The 19,244-nt window shown below is 33.7% G+C and carries 14 protein-coding genes, 2 pseudogenes and 3 riboswitches; of the genes and pseudogenes, 10 read left to right on the top strand and 6 right to left on the bottom strand.

The features are described from left to right. Positions 1-166: 166 nt before the first annotated feature. Positions 167-760, bottom strand: coding sequence for a TasA family protein (locus JFT95_RS27395; RefSeq protein ID WP_033707526.1), 594 nt, complete (start codon positions 758-760; stop codon positions 167-169). Positions 761-1,634: 874 nt separating this feature from the next. Here JFT95_RS27395 and JFT95_RS27390 point away from each other — a divergent pair. The 4 genes from JFT95_RS27390 to JFT95_RS27375 all read left to right on the top strand — a co-directional run bounded on the left by JFT95_RS27390 (position 1,635) and on the right by JFT95_RS27375 (position 6,736). Then, positions 1,635-3,839: an N-acetylmuramoyl-L-alanine amidase family protein gene (locus tag JFT95_RS27390; RefSeq protein WP_201053800.1), complete on the top strand. Its 2,205-nt coding sequence runs from the start codon at positions 1,635-1,637 to the stop codon at positions 3,837-3,839. 533 nt (positions 3,840-4,372) lie between these two features. Then, a complete protein-coding gene (locus JFT95_RS27385; protein WP_033728919.1) occupies positions 4,373-5,086 on the top strand; it encodes a response regulator transcription factor in 714 nt (237 codons plus the stop codon). Continuing rightward, the gene (locus JFT95_RS27380; protein ID WP_033728918.1) at positions 5,083-6,162 is read left to right on the top strand and encodes a sensor histidine kinase; all 1,080 of its coding nucleotides are present in this window, start codon (positions 5,083-5,085) and stop codon (positions 6,160-6,162) included. The genes JFT95_RS27385 and JFT95_RS27380 overlap by 4 nt, the downstream gene beginning before the upstream one ends. Positions 6,163-6,238: 76 nt before the next feature. Next, the gene (locus JFT95_RS27375) at positions 6,239-6,736 is read left to right on the top strand and encodes a DM13 domain-containing protein (RefSeq protein ID WP_201053799.1); all 498 of its coding nucleotides are present in this window, start codon (positions 6,239-6,241) and stop codon (positions 6,734-6,736) included. A 124-nt stretch (positions 6,737-6,860) separates the two neighbouring features. On the opposite strand, the gene JFT95_RS27370 is transcribed toward JFT95_RS27375, so the two are convergent. The 4 genes and pseudogenes from JFT95_RS27370 to JFT95_RS27360 all read right to left on the bottom strand — a co-directional run. Then, entirely contained in the window at positions 6,861-7,010 is a 150-nt protein-coding gene (locus JFT95_RS27370; RefSeq protein WP_201053798.1) for a hypothetical protein, read from the bottom strand. 4 nt (positions 7,011-7,014) lie between these two features. Continuing rightward, positions 7,015-7,227 (bottom strand): DUF1093 domain-containing protein, encoded by a 213-nt coding sequence (locus tag JFT95_RS27365; protein ID WP_201053797.1) that lies wholly within the window; start codon positions 7,225-7,227, stop codon positions 7,015-7,017. 172 nt (positions 7,228-7,399) lie between these two features. Continuing rightward, positions 7,400-7,696 carry a hypothetical protein gene (locus tag JFT95_RS30260; RefSeq protein ID WP_061675669.1) on the bottom strand — a complete coding sequence of 99 codons (297 nt, stop codon included), beginning with the start codon at positions 7,694-7,696 and terminating at the stop codon, positions 7,400-7,402. A 141-nt stretch (positions 7,697-7,837) separates the two neighbouring features. Beyond that, a pseudogene (locus JFT95_RS27360) lies at positions 7,838-8,287 on the bottom strand (LysE/ArgO family amino acid transporter); the annotation flags it as partial. A gap of 197 nt (positions 8,288-8,484) precedes the next feature. Next, positions 8,485-8,630: riboswitch (cyclic di-AMP (ydaO/yuaA leader) on the top strand. Between the two features lie 89 nt (positions 8,631-8,719). Between JFT95_RS27360 and JFT95_RS27355 the strand changes: the two are divergent. The 6 genes from JFT95_RS27355 to JFT95_RS27330 all read left to right on the top strand — a co-directional run bounded on the left by JFT95_RS27355 (position 8,720) and on the right by JFT95_RS27330 (position 16,754). Next, positions 8,720-10,216 (top strand): amino acid permease, encoded by a 1,497-nt coding sequence (locus JFT95_RS27355; RefSeq protein WP_080448148.1) that lies wholly within the window; start codon positions 8,720-8,722, stop codon positions 10,214-10,216. A 25-nt stretch (positions 10,217-10,241) separates the two neighbouring features. Continuing rightward, positions 10,242-10,733 (top strand): MgtC/SapB family protein, encoded by a 492-nt coding sequence (locus JFT95_RS27350; protein WP_016127973.1) that lies wholly within the window; start codon positions 10,242-10,244, stop codon positions 10,731-10,733. 432 nt (positions 10,734-11,165) lie between these two features. Beyond that, entirely contained in the window at positions 11,166-11,945 is a 780-nt protein-coding gene (locus JFT95_RS27345) for an alpha/beta fold hydrolase (RefSeq protein ID WP_061675668.1), read from the top strand. Between the two features lie 973 nt (positions 11,946-12,918). After that, positions 12,919-14,451, top strand: a complete 1,533-nt coding sequence (locus JFT95_RS27340; protein ID WP_201053796.1) for an alpha/beta hydrolase — start codon at positions 12,919-12,921, stop codon at positions 14,449-14,451. Positions 14,452-14,558: 107 nt separating this feature from the next. Next, positions 14,559-15,545, top strand: coding sequence for a choloylglycine hydrolase family protein (locus JFT95_RS27335; protein WP_201053795.1), 987 nt, complete (start codon positions 14,559-14,561; stop codon positions 15,543-15,545). A gap of 171 nt (positions 15,546-15,716) precedes the next feature. Next, the gene (locus tag JFT95_RS27330) at positions 15,717-16,754 is read left to right on the top strand and encodes a serine hydrolase domain-containing protein (protein ID WP_201053792.1); all 1,038 of its coding nucleotides are present in this window, start codon (positions 15,717-15,719) and stop codon (positions 16,752-16,754) included. A 242-nt stretch (positions 16,755-16,996) separates the two neighbouring features. Here the strand turns inward: JFT95_RS27330 and JFT95_RS27325 are convergent. Further along, a pseudogene (locus JFT95_RS27325) lies at positions 16,997-18,123 on the bottom strand (FtsW/RodA/SpoVE family cell cycle protein). Between the two features lie 188 nt (positions 18,124-18,311). Beyond that, a riboswitch (M-box (ykoK) riboswitch) is annotated at positions 18,312-18,488 on the bottom strand. A gap of 520 nt (positions 18,489-19,008) precedes the next feature. Beyond that, a riboswitch (M-box (ykoK) riboswitch) is annotated at positions 19,009-19,176 on the top strand. Positions 19,177-19,244 lie beyond the last annotated feature (68 nt).

Genomic DNA, 19,244 nt, shown 5'->3' with positions numbered 1-19,244 from the left:
TGAATTATCTACAGATACATTTCATTTAGTACCCATTTTCTTGTCCATATATCGAGACAAGAAAATGGGTACTTTGTAAAAATAGCAAATACTAATTAAATGTGAAGTTAAAATTCAATTCTTCATAAATAACAAAAGATATAAATTAATCCTGAATATAAATACTTTATCTTTCTTGTCCATCTGTTTGATTGGCTTGGAATTCCATTTTTAGAGCAATACTATCTCCTTGGAACACGTTTTGATCTGTTCCGTTGTCTTCAAATATAAACTTAATCCAAAACCAATCCATTTTCCCAGGTTTTAATCCTCCTGTTTCAGTCCACTTAGAATGAAATACTTTTTTGGAGGCAATCTCTGGGCTTTGTGATTTTAGTTCTGCAAGGGTTGTCTCGTATGCAGGGCTTTTTGCAGGATCCCAATCCCAAAGAAATTGTACTTTAATATGTTTACCGAAATCTTCTGTAGTGTTATTTTGTTTTAAATCGTTTACAGTATAGTCTATTTTCATCATGATATCTTTAATATCTAATGTACCACTATTTTTTAAATTGAATTTCTTTAATATTTTGTCCCCTGGTTTTAAATTTTCTAAGTTAAGTGAAGTAGTTGGTTGCATAGCTAAATCCAATGTACCTGCAGCAAATGAATTATTTGTCACCACTTGATCGCTAAAATATGCATATGTTCCCCCACCAATTAAAGATAAACCAAGAGCGGCTGAAACCACTCCAACACCTAATTTCTTTTTCAATGACATTTTTTGTTCCTCCCATATCATTTTTATAATCTTTCTCCCTAATCAACCGAAAAGGTCCCCTCAATACAGATATACCATAAATTGTGAAAAAATTATATTTAAAGCAGAAAATTCCTTATTGAGAAAATTATGTTATTATCTATCTTCTGTAAATTAAACGTCCCAAAAATAGAAAAGTTGGATTTATAATTATCAAAACCTCTGCCAAAAACAAATTAATATTAACTGCCCTTTATGATTAGAATTATTTATTTCTTCAGGAGTATTCTAATACTTCAAAAGGTACGCCTTTTGAAGTGGTGGAATTTCTATAAAAATCAATGTGTCGAAAGGTTCGAGATAACATTTTGAAGGACTTCAAAAATACATAGACCTTTTGAATCATATATGAATTGTCGGGAAAAAAGCTTTCCCTCAAACTAATGTAACTCCCATAATCCACTTAAAATCATTATCTTTATATGAATAAATTAGTAAGCATGATGGTATAGGTTATTAGGTAAGAATGGGAGTTTTTCACTCAAGATTAAATGGGTATAGTTCTTTAAATCTATAAAAATTTAGTTTAGATTTTCTTGTCTAAATGGTATGGAGTTTCATGTACTTGTACAACCGCATTTTGTTGATAAGACCCCAATTAGTTTCACTCAAACTACCCACCATAAAAGCAACATAATATATACATAAAATAAAAAAAGATTTATGAAAGACTTTTGTAACATTTGTGAAAGAGAAATGAAAGATTTTTAAACTAAGATGAACTTACTGATATTGATGTTATATCAGTCGTTAATAAAAAGTACAAGTAGAGAGTGAGGAACAGCATTGTGTTAAAGCAATCTGAACTAAATTCTACTAAGAGAGGAAAACAAAAATGAAAAAAAACTTTAAAACAATTAGAATGGGTAAGAAATTAATTCCTGCCACAGCTGCATTAGGTATTCTTTTTTCTTTAGCCCCTGTTGCAGAGAACAAAGCTAGCGCAGGTTTAGCCACGGTGTTGGATGTGACTATTACTTCATTAGGTATTGTAGCTGATATTTATGAAAAGCTTGGGATATCTGTAGGGGAGCCTGACTTATCTAATTACACTGGCCCCTATGCAGAGAATGTGTCTTACAGAGCTCCTAACTTTAAATCTGGGGAATTTAATATTTCTATGCATCATACGAAAGGAGATTCCAATTTCACTAGAACGATTAAAGTACTTTATCCAGATGGAAAAAGTGAGATGAAAGACTTAAAATCGGGGCAACAGCTTAAGATTACAGAACCCGGTACAATTGTAGATTTGAAACCCTTTGCAGAATCTGTATCAGAGCACGATCTTCTTTACATTACAAAGGCGCAATTGGATGAAGGAAAAACCGGGGTTGCGCTTAATCAAGGTATCACCATATACGTAGAAAAAACATCCGGTGAAAATAAAGTACTTGTTGACGAATTTTATAAGAAGAAATTTGGAGCAGATTCTCTTGACGGTTTTAAAGGTTTAGGGGTGGACCGCTTTTCTTACTTAACAGATGAACAAAAGAAGGTAGCAACATTGACTTCACATCCAGTAGGTAGAGAAGTTCTTTCTAATTATGTTACGAATAATCCTAAAGCTCAAGCAGATTTTAATGACCGATCAACTAATGTATTTGCTGAGATTACCAATACCCTAGAGACACCTATTACACTACCAGATAGTATACTAAATCACGGTGAACCTTATAAAATTATCCCCTATAAAAAAGGGACCAATAAAGTATTGGTGAAAGCAGGGTCAAAATATCTTTCAGGGAGAGAAGACAATAGAGGGGTCCAATATTCAGATTCGTTTGGTGCTGATGAATTGTTTGAACTTGTCTCAGCCCCCGCTTCATATAATAATAAATGGCAGTTTCATTTGGTAAACAAGAATGGAGTACGTCTGGCTGGTAATGCTTATGGTCATAAATTCGGTACAGATTGGAGTTACAAATCTGAAATTAGTTTCACTGCAATAAACAATGATGAAGTTAACAACTGGTTAATTGACTGGTACCCTGGTAAAGAACATGAGAAACAGAAATATGAAGGAGTAAAGTTCGAACATGATAAAAGTGATACCTCTATATGGACAGCATACGATTCCTCTGGAAAATTGATAACGAATAGTTGGGTAAACCGAAGTAACAGCTACTATTATACAGATGCTTCAGGAGTTCTCTTGAAGGGTTGGCAGGAAATTAAGGGCAATACGTATCATTTTAATCCGGAGTCTAACGAGATGGCGTTGCCAAATTCATCTAATGCACAGATTGAGGGTAAGAACTATCACTTCAATGATTCTGGTGTTCTGCAACGATCAGCCTGGAAAGGTGAGCAATATTCTGATGCTTCTGGAGTGTTTGTTAAAGAAGGTCTGCAAGAAATAGAAGGTAAGCTTTACTACTTTAAAGATTTCAGTGTTAATAAAAATCAACTGCGTCTAGATGATCAACATGTCATTCTTCACTTTTCCGACAAAGGCGTACTTGAAAGAGCTACCGATCTGAATGGAAAAGCACTAAGTACTCCAACTACTGTAACTCTTAACGGCAAACAAGTGGCCTTCGAGCTAACAGGTTCTGTAATAAATCCAGGAGTCAGTGTAAAACTTGGTTCCCCCCTATCAATCCAATATTATAGCTTAGAGGATGGAGCTGCTTATTCAGGTTGGAAGGTAATCGATGGGAAAAATTATCATTTTGAAAAAGGCAAACACTCTACTTTCGATGGCCATCAAACCATTGACGGAAAAACTTACTATTTTAATAATGACGGACAAGCTCTGCTGACAGGGTTGCACCAAATAGAAGGTAAGCTTTACTATTATGACAATAAGGGTAAAATGCAAACGGGTTGGCAAGAAATCAATGGTAAATGGTATTATTTCGATGATTCTGGAGCAGCTAAGAAAGGATGGTTCAATGTTGGTGGTGGGTACCATTTCCCTTATTTCGGATACTTTACTTATTATGCCAAAGAAGATGGCTCAATTTATCAAAACGCTACAGTTGAACTTAATGGAAAGACTTATAAATTTGACAGTCATGGACACAAAGGTTATTAATGATCCAAAGAGAGTCTATTTTTTATAAATATGATTTTCGAAATGAAATCCCTCAACCTAATTATTTCTGCTGAGTTTATCTTAAAACTTGAGAATACAACTTCACCAGGTATGAATCATCAGCGGAAGTTAGAAAGTATTAAGTAAAGAATGATGCTATATATGTACCTCCTGTCCATATGGATAGGAGGTACATATATAGGCTTTTAAATATAACAAATCTTTCTATACAATTGTTACCTCTATTCCATGCGCCACAAACTAAACACCCCCCCCCCGTAATTATTCTTTTAGGATGGTACATAAACAGAACTTATCTAGTCATACAAGTAGCAAAATGTTAAAATGACCATCTGTATTATAGAATCACTTTTAATAATTTTTAGTGAATATAAGACCAGGGCAATGGATTCTAACCTAGCAGTACTGTCAGTTATAGCAACTGTATATCCAGATTCCATAGATTTATTAGATTAAAGTAAATAAGAGAAACATTTCTTTTGTGATTGGTAAAAAAGAAGAGAGGATTATATATGAAAAAAAGAATTTTAATCGTAGAAGATGAAGAAAACATTCGAGAAGTATGCAAACGGTACCTAGAGAGAGAAGGATATGAAGTATATACAGCTATCAATGGAATGGAAGGCTGGGATGTATTTCATCAATATCAACCAGATTTGATTATTTTAGATTTGATGATGCCCAAAAAAGATGGATGGGAATTATGCGAGGAAATTCGTCAACAATCAAATGTTCCTATTATTATGTTAACTGCTAAGGGAGAGGAAAGAAATCGAATTTTAGGCTTAACAATGGGTGCAGATGATTATGTAACAAAACCATTTTCACCTCGTGAATTAGTATTAAGGGTTCAAATTATATTAAGAAGAGGCAGCCAGGTAACGATACAAGCAAAAGAATATCTATCAGAAGTGATAGAATTTCCAGATTTAAAAATTTATCCAAAGACAAGGTGTGTACTCGTTTGTGAAAATAACGTGGAATTAACTGTGAAAGAATTCGAGGTACTTTATGTCATGGCACAGCATCCAAAACAAGTGTTTTCCCGTTCGCAACTTCTTGAACTTATTTGGGATTTTGAACATGAAGGGGGTACAAACACAGTAACCGTGTTAGTGAGTCGTTTACGTGACAAGCTGGAAAAGCATACGACAAAGAATCGTTGGATTCATACGGTTTGGGGAATAGGATATCGCTTTGAGCCAAATGGAGGAAATGAAGCATGAGTTTACGTATTCAATTGTTATTGATGAATTTATTAAGTACCAGTATCTTGGTAATTGCTATATGGTATAGTGAAACGCAAATGTTACTTGAACCAGAACAAACACGGCTATTAACAGTAATTGCGGTTGTCGGACTGATTATTTCAACGTTTATTTACTGGTTAATGACACGCCCTATCATGAGGTCCATTCAAAATTTAATTGAACTAACGAAACAATTTAGCGATAGACAATTTGAAACGATGTACATAATTGGAAAAGAACCACGGGAGTTTAAAGAATTAACAACAGCCTTTCAACGGATGGCTAAAAATTTAGAAGAAGGGTTTACTAAGTTAGAAGAAGGGGAAAAGGCACGTAAGGAGCTGATTACGAATATTTCACACGACTTACGAACGCCTATGGCTAGCATACAATTGATGATAGAAGCATTACAAGATAACTTAATTGAAGATCCTGAAACGAGAAAGCAGTACTTAGAGACGACCTTAAAAGAAATAAATCGATTAAGTGGATTAATTAATGACTTATTTGACCTTTCAAAGTTAGAAATTGGACAAGTAGATTTTCATCCAAGTTTTACACATATGGACAAAATTCTTTTAGATGTACTAGAGTCACATTCTTTCTTATTAGCAAACAAACAGATCGATTTACAATTGCAGGTTCCTGATACATTACCTCGACTTTTAATTATGCCGTGTAAAATAGCACGGGTCATCAGTAATTTGTTAGATAATGCGATTCGGTATTCCCCTGTTTCTGGAACAATCGAATTGATTGTAAAGGAAAATAAAAAAAAGCAACAAGTCCAATTCATTTTGCGCGATGAAGGAGAAGGAATTACTCCAAATGACCAATTACGCATATTTGAGCGTTTTTTTAGAACGGATAAATCAAGAAGTTCACAATCTGGTGGATCCGGACTCGGATTAGCCATTGCAAAATCATTGATTGAAATGCATAAAGGAGAAATTGGGGTGAGAAATCGCTTAGATGGCAAACAGGGAAGTGAATTTTGGTTTACTCTTCCCATCACATCAGAAAAAAATAAGACCGCTGAAAGACTTTTGTAATACTTATATTATAGAAATGAAAGACTTCCTTGTTAACATACTACTATACAGTATGTTACAGGAGGTTTTTTATTTTATGAAAAGAAAACATGTATTGATTATAGGAGGTTTTATAATTGTCGGAGGAATTTTATGGTCTTTGTTCCGCCCCGAGAAATTATTTATTGATAAGCAAGTGAATGAAGCATTGCCACAAACAGAAATACAATCAAACGAAACAAAACAACAACAAGAACGAGTAATAAGTGAAGGTCAGTTTCAAAATGGTGTCCATGAAACAACTGGAACAGCAACAATCCATCAATTAGCGAATGGAAAACGTATTTTACGACTTTCCAATTTTTCAACTTCTAACGGGCCAGATGTTCGAGTTGTATTAGTTCCTACGAATCGTTTGAAAGATAATGAAGACGTTAACAACCATCGGTATATTGAATTAGGAAAGTTAAAGGGAAACAAAGGAGACCAAAACTATGAAATTCCTGAAGGGATAGATATAAGTACATATGGTTCGGTTTCTATATGGTGTAAGAGATTTAATGAAAACTTTGGTGCGGCTTATTTTGAAAAGTAAGAAAGAACATAAAAATGTGGGGTGTGTACATGCCCCATCGCTATCAAGCTAACGAAAAAAATAGGTCTGCCCCATTTGAATTGACAAATGGGGGGCAGACCACTGTATGGTGACCTCTATGTAATTAGTTTTTTTTATCCAACTTTTCTTTTGCTTTTTTTGGTATATCTTCAGGTTTTACTTCTTCATATCTATCAATTCCATAATAAGCTTCATCTTTATATTTCCCACCTACTTCAACACGGAGATATGCATTCACCCGTAATTTTTTCATTCCCTTATGCATTATACGCTTTCAATGTATACCAAGTGTCTTTAACTTTTGTACCATCATCAACTTCAGTCGTTTTTTCTTGCCCATCTCCATTAATTTGAACATAATATTCTGATGTCATCCAGCTTTTAATACCAAATGAATCTTCTTTATCAGCAATACTCCACGCAATAATTCCCACCAAAAAAATCGATACGATTGCTATTATTTTTTTCATTTTTCACCTTTAACATTCTTTCAGTTTTGATATTTTATATACTATTACTGATACTAAAACGAAAGTATCTATTTACATCCATTGACCTCTAATTTTCACATACGTCTCATCAACTCACCAAGAATCATTGGTTGGTTTAAACTGACGCCATACTCTCTCATTTAATTCAAGACTATACTGATGAATCTAGCGCATGATGGTCGTATGAGCAATATATCATCCAAATAAAAGGAATCAAAAATACTACCACATTTAATATTATCCCGATCTTTGCTCCAGTATTTTTATCTACTATATGAGACAAAATGGCTAAGAGAAATCCAATTGGACAAAGAAATATAGGTAAAAAAATAGAGAGTCCTGGAAGTACAGTTAGAGTAAGTTTGTATATAAAGTTAACATTGAATACAATCAATAAAACTGGTATTAAAATCGATATAAATGTACCTATCCTATTTTTCCCCACCATAATACCCTCTTTTTTAATTAAAATCATATATATTTATGGTTCTGGCCCAAATATATGAAGAAGAACACGGATACTAGTAGATTCCTAGCGGAATCGTATTTTATACTATAAGGCCAAACACTTTAACCGGTTCCCTGTACGTTATGTTAATCCAATAAAAAGATAAATGGCAGTTCCCCAGATAAATAGGGCGGAGCATTTGTTGAATATGTTCATTAAACCTCCTGTACCATCTAGTTTCTTCATGACTGTACCTGCGAGCGTTAATCCAAAGAACCAAATCCAAGATACTGTAATACATGTGATTGTAAAAATAACTTGTTCCGTTCCGACATATTTTAATGCACTTGTCCCAATAACACCAACTATATCTAAGAGGGCATGTGGGTTTAATAAAGAAACCGATAAAGCAAAGATGATTTGTTGACGGATTGGTAATGCTTTATTCGTTTTATTTGTAGTTGACTCAGACCTCCAAATAACGTATCCCATGTAAAGTAAAAACAAAATTCCAGCAATCATTAGGCTAAGTCGTAGCCATTCAAATTGTAAAACGATAGTAGATAATAGACTCAATAAAAATGTGGCACAGTATTTTTATTTAATTCAAACTCTTCTTCATGCATTACTATACTTGTAATGCTCACTTTTTTTAAAGTATGTAACTTAATTTAAGAATTCAAATTATAAATAAAGTGTACAGCGCGAAAAATCCACCCCTGAAAAAACGTTTATTTTCTTGTTTACAAACAAGAGGGCATAGGAGTAATATATTGTACATAAATTCATATCACTATTCGCTGAATCCATATGGAGCGGGGGAACCAAATTTTGTGCGATTGCACTTGGGGTGAATCCTTCTTAAATGAAGGTAGGGCTACTCTCAAGGCCCTAATCCGACAGCTAACCTCGTAAGCGTTTCGAGAGGGGATACTATGGTGACTTTTAAAAACACTGGGTGAACTTTGGTGTCTTTTTTTATACTCTTTTTCTGGAAAATAATTCAAAAAAAGGATGAGACACTTGAAAGAGACACCCATAAAAACGAAAAATCCACTTTTTTCTTTCCCTTCTAATTCCCAGCCTTCTGAATTAAGAAGAGAATTAGGGATGAGACATTTAACAATGATTTCTATAGGTGGAAGCATTGGGACTGGGTTATTTATAGCAAGCGGAAATACGATTCATACAGCAGGACCTGGTGGAGCAATTATAGCTTATTTGTTGATGGGGTGTATTGTTTACCTGTTGATGACCAGCTTGGGAGAGATGGCAGCGTATATGCCTACATCTGGTTCTTTTAGTACGTATGCTTCTAAATTTGTAGATCCTGCATTTGGTTTTGCGATTGGTTGGAATTACTGGTTTAGCTGGACTATTACTCTTGCAGTTGAAATTTCATCAGGAGCTATTCTTATGAAATATTGGTTTCCATACAGTCCATCTATTCTTTGGAGTGCGTTATTCATCCTGTTTATGTTTGGAATTAATATTCTTTCAGTGAAACATTATGGAGAAATGGAGTTTTGGCTTTCACTTGTAAAAGTTATTACTATAGTCGTGTTTATTATGTTAGGAATAGCCACGATATTTGGAATTTTCAAAGGAAATCCCATTGGATTTCACAATCTAACAATTGGAGATGCACCCTTTCATGGAGGTTTTCTTTCTATTTTTAGTGTGTTTATGATTGCGGGGTTTTCCTTTCAAGGTACAGAAATGGTCGGAATTGTAGCTGGAGAAAGTAAAGCTCCTGAAAAGCATATTCCAAAAGCTGTGCGGCAAATCTTTTGGAGAATTCTCTTATTTTACATACTTACCATTTGCGTAATTGGAGTCATAGTTCCCTACACAGATCCGAATCTAGTTAACAATGATATTAGTAATATTACAATGAGTCCCTTCACACTAGTATTTGAGAAAATTGGATTCGCATTTGCAGCTTCTATTATGAATGCAGTTATCTTGGTATCAGTTCTATCAGCTGGTAATTCTGGAATGTATGTTGCAACCCGAATGTTATGGGTAATGGCAAGAGAAGGGAAAGCTCCAAAGTGTTTAAAAAAAGTAAATAAACAAGGTGTTCCTATTAATGCATTACTTATGACAACGGCTGTGGCAATCGTAGCGTTTGCAGCTTCTTTATTTGGAGAAGGGCAAGCGTTTATATGGCTTTTGAATGCTTCGGGACTTTGTGGATTTATTGCATGGTTAGGGATTGCTATAAGCCATTATCGTTTTCGACAGGCTTTTTTACATCAAGGAAAGAATTTAAATAAGCTCCCGTATCAAGCAAAGTGGTATCCTATCGGTCCTATTTTAGCTTTTGTAATATGTACTATTATTATTTTAGGACAGAATTATTCAGTCATTATAGGGTCACATGTCGATTGGTATGAAGTACTTGCTACTTATATTGGTTTACTGCTGTTTCTTGTATTTTGGTTCGGCTATAAAATTATAAAAAAAACAAAGGTGATTCCATTACAACAAGTCAATTTAGAGCATGATGATCATTAAGGATGGAAATTAAGGAGACAGAAATATGGAACTAGACATTCTACTCAGGTTACTTGTAGCAATACTTGTTGGAGCAATAATTGGTTTAGAACGTCAATGGCACAATTGCATTGCTGGATTACGTACAAATGTACTTGTTTCCGTTGGTGCTGCACTTTTTGTACTATTAAGTGTACTCACTCCAACTGATAATACACCTACAAGAATAGCTTCTCAAATTGTAAGCGGGATTGGTTTTTTAGGTGCTGGAGTTATTATGAAAGATGGATTGACAGTTCGAGGACTGGATACCGCAGCAACCTTATGGTGTTCTGCGGCTGTAGGAACATTAGCAGGTAGCGGCTATTTACTTATAGCTATAACAGGAACCATTCTTATTGTCAGCATAAATAGTTTACTAAGACCTGTTTCAAAATGGGTTTCCGAAAAATCTGAAAAAGGTTTTAAATATTCCCAACAAGTTACCGCTCTCTCTTATAGAGTAAAACATAAATCATCAGAGAAAAAAGATTGTTAAAGAGAAGCTAATTTTAAGAACGTTATCAATAATAATAAAAGAGACCTATTCCAGATGGGCAAATAGAGAAATAATTAGTGGGCAATTTATTCAATATTTGAACTGATGAAAAATACTTTCTACAAAGTAATCAAAGAACAATTACAGTCATCAAGCCAATTTCAAGATCTAATTTCAATTTTCAAAGACGTTGAAAAATATTTTTTAAGAAAATGAGTTATTTCATAAAAAATTATGCAAAACAAAAAGGAACCATAGCCGGTTCCTTTTTGTTTTATTCCTTTCAAAAGGTAAACCTTTTCGAACACACGTTTAGTTCAATAAAGCCCGTCCCGTTTCGATTCCCTGGCCTATAACTTGAATTGGTACTCATTTATGTTAACCAAAATGAATATCTATTGTTGTAACTATATTAACTAGGGAGGAATCTTCATGGGATACTTTGTTACCGTAGAGTCAGGTGTGAATTTATATGTAGAAGATATTAACCCTGGGGGAAATAAGACCCTCGTATTTTTACATGGCTGGCCGTTAAGCCATAAACAGTTTGAATATCAGTTTAATATTCTTCCTACTATGGGCTATCGCTGTATTGGTATAGACTGGAGGGGATTTGGCAATTCGGATAAACCAATGAACGGCTATACTTTTAACAGACTTGCAGATGATATCCGCACAGTAGTTGGTACACTTCAAATAAACAATTTTACTCTTGTTGGTCACTCTACCGGTGGGTCTATCGCAATTCGATATATGTCTCGTCACAATGGTTTTAGGGTATCAAAGCTTGTTCTTATTGATGCGGCCGCTCCAACTGGATTTACCGCAGAAACTGCTAATAACTATCTTAAAGAAACCTTAAATGATCGACCTAAAATGATGCAGGACGTAACAGATGGCTTTTTCTTTCAGTATATAACTAAACCATTTTCGGACTGGTTTTTGCAAATGGGACTACAAGCAGCAAGTTGGTCGACAGCTGCTATTATAACTACATTAAGAGATGAGCAGCTACATGCGGATCTTCCGAAAATTAATGTTCCTACTTTAATCGTTCATGGCATTCATGACAAAGTTATTCCCTTTGCACAAGCTCAAGAACTAAATGAAAAAATAAGAAATTCACAGCTTGTTCCGTTTCAATATAGTGGTCATGGCCTTTTCTGGGAAGAACGCGAGAAATTTAACCAACTATTGGCACAATTTATTTAGTTAAAACTTTGACCTAAATTCAAAAAAACGGAGGGACGATAGCGTAATAATCGAGTACGCTTTACGGACAGTAAAATATTTGCTGTAATTGGGGTACGGAAACGATTTAGGGAATGAGGTGCCACTCTGGGACTTACTTACAGAATGATTTGAGGAATGCTCTGACATATCTAAATCTTACCCATTTAAATTTATAAAAGAAGAGTCCATTTTGGATTCTTCTTTTTATATGCTACAATACGCCTTTTGAAGTAGGTATATTTCTATAAAAATCAATGTGTCGAAATGATCAAGATAACATTTTGAAGGACTTCAAAAATACATAGACCTTTTGAATCATATATGAATTGTTGGGGGGGAAAGTTTTCCTTCAAGATAATGTAATTCCCATAATCCATTTGAATCATTACATTTATATGAATGAATTAACAAGAATGATGGTATAAGTCATTAGGTAAGAATGGGAGCATCTTAAACAAGATTAAATGGGGTTAGTTCTGTAAATCTATAAAATTTAGTTTTAGAGTTTCTTGTCCCAACCAATATCTAAAAGCGAAAGTTTAGACTTTCTTGTCTAAATAGTTTGGAGTTTCATGTCCTTTTACATTTACATGTGAGATAGAAAGGGGGATTAACTCATATCACCCAAGTGTTCGTTAAATTCTCATTTAACGAAAACAATAATTATAAGAATCTATAGTCGATTGTCTGCTGACGATCGACTATAGATTTAATCAGCACGAAGCACATGCAATAAATAATTCTGTTTTAGATAACATCCATCTAATCAAAAAATCGAGTTATAAAAAGAGGGGGAAGGCATTTTTTATTGAAGTTTGTTTATAATAGTTTTTTAATTTGTTAGGGGGAATCGTAAAGTAGATTATTAATCTCTTTGATAATTTTTATTTCCCTTATAGTATTTGGCATACTGTATTAAAAATTTTAAATTTTGAAGGGAGAATCAATAAATATGGGCAAGAAAAAAAGAATAGGTAATAAGTTATTACTTGTCAGTGCAATTTGTACAATAACGATTCCTTCAGTTTCATATGCGGAGGAAGTAACTTTACCTAAAAATTTCGCGATTGCTTCAAGTCTGTATGAGGAACGGAATATGGATGTATTGAAAACAAGTGTATATCCCAATACATATAATAATCCGTTTAACCATCAATTTATTCCGACATTAAAGGAAACAAACACAAATATAAAAAAAGTAGACAATATTGATGATGAAAATCCTATTATATCTACTACTCTTTTATTTATTCGCCATATGAATAGTGAAGATTATAAATCTGCATTTGATTTAACCTCAAGGTCATTACAGAAAATAATATCGGAAGAATGGCTGAAGGGCTATTGGGAGGGACTCCCATTGCAATTACAAGCAGGTTCTTTTCTAGGAATTGGAGAGGTAATACAAAAAGAGACAAATTCCGTGCATGCGAATGTAGAAGTTAAATTAGTTTTTGAACAATTTACTGTACCTTTACTAATTAAACTAGATCCATCTGGAAAAATAGACGATTTTCAACTCAGCATGTCGTTTAGTCCTGTTGCAGAGCGTCCATCATATAGTAAGCCTGAATCATTTGTTGATAAAGAAGTAGTAGTTGGAAGTGGTGCATTTCCATTACCAGGAACATTGTCTGTTCCAAAAGGTAAGGGTCCTTTCCCAGCGGTTATTCTTGTGCAAGGATCTGGAGCAACCGATCAGGATGAAACAGCGTTTGCTTTAAAACCATTTCGCGATTTAGCTGAAGGTCTTGCCTCGAAAGGAATTGCTGTCCTTCGCTATAATAAACGAACTTATGAACATGGATTGAAAACACAATACAGTCCTTTTTATACAGTTGATAAAGAGACAACAGATGATGCTCTTCTTGTGACTCATTTTCTTCAAAATGAACCTATGATAAATAAGAATCAAATTTATATTCTTGGTCATAGTCAAGGTGGACTGATGCTTCCGAAAATGATTGAAAAAGACCAAAATCAAAATATAGCTGGAGCAATTGTGATGGGAGGACCAGCCCGTACAATCCAAGATGTTGTTTTAGATCAATTCGAGTATCTTTTTTCTATTGGAGCAATGAAATCGGATGAATATAAATTTTACAAATCGCAATTTGAATTATTAAATGATCCCAATTTCTCTAGTCAGAATCCTCCAAAAGATTTTTATTTAGGATCAGCAGTATTTTGGGATTCTATTCGTAAAATTAAAGCAGCAGAAATGTCAAAAGAACAAAAGACACCGCTTCTTATTATTCAAGGAGAAAGAGACTATCAAGTTCAATCAAAAATCGAAATTCCTCTTTGGAAAGAACAATTAAAAGAACGAGATAACGTTGATTATCGACTATATCCAAAGTTAAATCACTTCTTTACAGAAGGTGATGGGGAAATAAGTAAACCGGATGAATATTATAGTCCTGCTAATATCCCTGAGTATGTTATAAATGATATTGCTGCTTGGGTGCAAGGAAGATCAAAATAAAATTAGCAACCATATTTTTTATAGAGGTCATCATACATGCCTATCAACTTAAGGATAGAAATTAAATGGGTTTTTGTTTAAATAAACTAAATAAAGGGGTGTTCTTTATGTGTACTAGTTTGACATTACAGACAAAAAACGGTCAGCATCTTTTTGCAAGAACGATGGATTTTACATTAGATTTCAATCAAGAAGTAATAATAGTTCCTCGAAGTTATCAATGGAACAATATAACTGATGAAACCATCGAGACGAAACAAGCTGTTGTCGGGATGGGGATTAACCATCAAGGAAGGATTATTCTGGCGGACGGAGTAAATGAATCAGGTATGACATGTGCAACACTCTATTTTCCAGGATTCGCTACTTATAGTAACAGTATAGACGACAATAAAACGAATCTGGCTCCATTTGATTTTGTGGCATGGAGTCTCACACAATTCAATTCTGTCGAAGAGTTAAAGAAATCTGTAGATAGTATTTCCTTTTTGGATGTACCATTACCTGTTTTAGGAGTTACTCCACCGCTACATTGGATTTTAGCGGATAAATGGGGAGAATGTATTGTATTAGAGCCGACAACTGAAGGACTAAAAATATATGATAATCCTCTTGGGGTAATGACCAATAGTCCTGAGTTTAACTGGCATTTACAAAATTTAAGACAATATATAGGTCTTAAATCGCAGCCATATGCGCTAACCCAATGGGGGGATGTACCATTAAGTGCTTTTGGACAAGGTTCAGGTTCGATGGGACTCCCTGGGGATTTCACCCCACCATCAAGGTTTGTTCGGGCAGCATATGGCAAACAAAATATTCAAGGTATAGATAACGAAGAAGAGGGTATATCGGCCATTTTTCATATCTTATCAAATTGTGAGGTTCCAAAAGGTGGAGTAATAACGGAAGAAGGTACATTAGATAATACCATTTATACGAGCGCAATGTGTATGGAGTCTGGTACATATTATTACCATACCTATGATTGTAGAAAAATTATAGCCATACATCTATTTCATGAAAATTTAGATACAGATGAAATTAAAACATATCCATTTCAGCGTAAACAAAAGATATTTTATCAAAACTAATTAGATTTGGAATAACATTAAAAAAGCAAACTTAATTAAGTTTGCTTTTTATAATAGACGATACGACTCATGCTATGACTTTTAAACACTTATATTCACGCTGATATTTTTTTATATATAGTATTTTTTATTATATTTCTAATCATTTTAAGCGAAGGGTACGTGATTGAGATGAATAATACATATAATGAAAAGACACATATATCCATTAAACAATTATTTAACAAATTTTCATCAAAAGCCCCTGGCTTTGCATATATCGCTAGTTTCGATAGCGGAGTAACTTATAAAGGTGCAGTTGGCATAGCTTCTATAGAGGAAAATATAACCATAACCACTAAAAATGTTTTTAATATTGCCTCGGTTTCTAAACAATTTACAGCGTTTTCTATATTACTCTTAGAACAAGAGGAGAAATTGAGTTTAGATGATTCAATTGTAAAGTTTGTCCCTTCTATAGGAGCATATGCTGAACCTGTAACATTGAGACACCTAATTCACCACACTGGTGGACTAGTTGATTATATAGAATTGGCTGAAGCAGCAAATATTAAATTTACTGATACATTAACTGTGGAAGAATCGCTAGAACACCTTAGTGGTCATCAAATTGCAAGGTTCCCAGTTGGAACAAAATTTGAGTATAGCAATACAGGGTATTTTTTATTATCACAAGTGGTAGAGAAGGTAAGTGGCAAGTCTCTACGTCAGTTTACAAAGGAGCGCATTTTTGACCCTTTAAATATGAGGGACACAACAATTGTAGATTACTACCCAACTACTATACCAATTACTAGTGGATATTCGAAGAATGAGCAAGGAACATTTAAAATCTATGAAAGCCCTTGGGAACATACAGGGGATGGGGCAGTGCATTCAACAGTTGAAGACCTGGTAAAGTGGGGAGAGAATTTAACTACAGGTACCGTTGGTGGAAAAGAACTTGTTACAAGAATGAACGAAATAGGTCCGAAAATTTCTCCAACTGGGGAAACGATTATTCACAATGAAGATTATGCTTTTGGGCTAAGGCTTGCAGAAGACTTTAACTATCGATACTTGGAACATTCAGGAAGCTGGGCAGGTTATCGTTCACACTTCATGCGGTTTCCAAAAGAATATTTTTCTGTTGTGGTACTAAGTAATTATGATGCATTTGACTCTAAAAAATATGCTAATGAAATAGCAGAAATTGTTTTAGAAAAGTAAAAAATAGAGCGTAGAAGTCAGTATTTGGATTTGGTTTACCCCACGTTGTTGTAGGTGTAATTGATTTTGAGAACGGAAGGCAAGCACATATTAATGCCTGCCTTTTTTTATATTAAAATGAATATGAATATTCATACAATTAAAAACTTAATTAGAAATTCTTTGAATATAGATTGCTCAATGAGGTTGAATTTTATAATTTTTAAAAAATAATTATAAAAAATAGAATTACATATGAAAAATTATATATTATAATTAATAAACTTTATTTTATTGAAAATTGAAATATTAAGTAATATTCCTATTGCTATTAAGTTAACCATTAAAGAACTTCCTCCAAAACTCACAAATGGAAATGGTGTACCTGTAAGAGGAAATAGTCCTGTAATACCCCCTAAATTAACAACAGATTGCATACCAATCATACAACCTATACCAATTGCTATAAAACTGCCGAATGGATCTTCACATAATTGTGCAATTTTTAAGGAGCGAAGTACTATAGTCGCAACTCCAGCCAGTATTATAAATACACCAAAAAATCCTAGTTCTTCAGAAACTATTGCCATTATAAAATCAGTATGTGGTTCTGGAAGATAACCGGTTTTTTGAATACTATTTCCGAATCCACGACCAGTAATTCCTCCAGAGCCAATGGCAATAAAAGAATTTACAAGCTGGTATCCATTTCCTTGCGCATCAACAAAGGGATTGAAAATTGTAGTAATACGTGTCTTTTGAACTTCTGACAAACTATATTGAATCAAAAGATATAAAATAGGTAACCACAAAATAGAACCGATTATAGTTCTTTTGATTAATAGATTTATATTTATTCCTGAGCAAAGAAATATGCTAAAACCTATACCTAATATTAAAAGTGCAGATCCTAAGTTTGGCTGTTTATAGATTAGGAAAAAAATTGCAGCTAAAAAAATAAAAGTTTTCCGCTACCACTCCAAATATTTTTAGCTTGTTCTTGTCGTAATGCAAAAAAACGGGCTGTTACAAGTATTGTTCCTAATTTAAGAAATTCAGCTGGCTGTATTCCAAAGATCCATGATTGAGCATTATTTACCACTTTTCCTTTCCACAAAACCATAATTAATAAAAAAATTCCCCCAACCATAATACAGATAGAGACTATTCGTTTTTTCCATATTTCATATGGGAGAATAGCGCAAACTATTAACCCTATTGTTCCTAAAAATAGCTTTGTTAATTGAGAATCAACAAAATGCCTACTGTTATAACCGTAATGTTGAACAGCAACAATGGAGCTCGCGCTATACATCATGATAATACCTAAAGTACATGTTATGAATAGAGGGAGGAGCAATAGATAATCGAGTTTTAATATTTTTTTCATTTTAATATCCTCCTGATTTACATTAACACTTAATATTACATTTGCTAATGAGTAGAATCTTGTTCTCATCAACTACTAAATAGTATTTTTGTTTTGAAAGATTCTATAGCTTACCCCCTGTTTTCTTACGCAAAAATCCCCCCTAGTTACATACTAGGGGGGATTTAAATTGGCATGACTAAATAAAGCTTTCCTCCCCCTAGTAGAGCTTTGGCACTATACAACGTAAAGTAATGGAAATTGATTACTTAGCTATCTTAAGAAGAGCCTTAATCCGACAATTCCTGTTCTACCCATTGGCGTCTTTCGACATTTTTGGGCAATAGCCTGTGTTTGTATAGGAGCCTCACCTAACAGGTTTAGCAATATAAATTTTATGTATTTGTTTCGTGTAGCCAGCATAAATACTTTTTTTTTGCTTGTCAAGTAAGCATATTGCTAATTTTATATTCTTTATTGTTTTATGAATTTTGAGAAATAATGCAAGAAAATGTATTTAATCATCTCATATAGATACTTATTTTCGGCCTGTAGTGTATAATTTGATTAAGTAGTTTAACCATATAAATTTGATAAACAGTAACGAAGATTTTAATCATAAAATAAGATTTTTGAAGAATGTTCTTTTGAAGTACGGTATGACTAATAATTCAACTCCTGCTATAAAGTTACAAATTAATCATAAACAATAAGTTTCCTATACGAAATTTCATATATTTTATAACGTTTCTTCGAACTAATTGTATATAAATTTTATATCTTTTAAGTTGAATTTCAAATTTACAATAGAGTCGAATTACATTTCTCTAAAAAAGAATTTATTATGAATCGAATCGAAAGTTAGTTGACAAATATTAAATTCTGGTTTAAATTTTGAAGTAATTCAATAATCTTTGTTAGGTGAGGCTCCTGTATAGAGAAACGCTGCTGCCCAAAAATGTCGAGAGACGCCAATGGGTCAACAGGAACGGTCGGATTAAGGCCCTTTTTAATGTAGCTGGTTATAAAAACCTATGCTATACAGTGCTAAAACTCAACGAGGGAGTGGTATACGATTTGATAGAAAGGCACCTCTGGGATTTTTGCAGAGCTGTCTTAATAATCATTTATTTGTATTGTAA

The organism is Bacillus sp. TH17, assembly GCF_016651125.1.
Taxonomy (GTDB): domain Bacteria; phylum Bacillota; class Bacilli; order Bacillales; family Bacillaceae_G; genus Bacillus_A; species Bacillus_A mycoides.
This window is presented reverse-complemented; position numbering and strand designations above follow the sequence as displayed.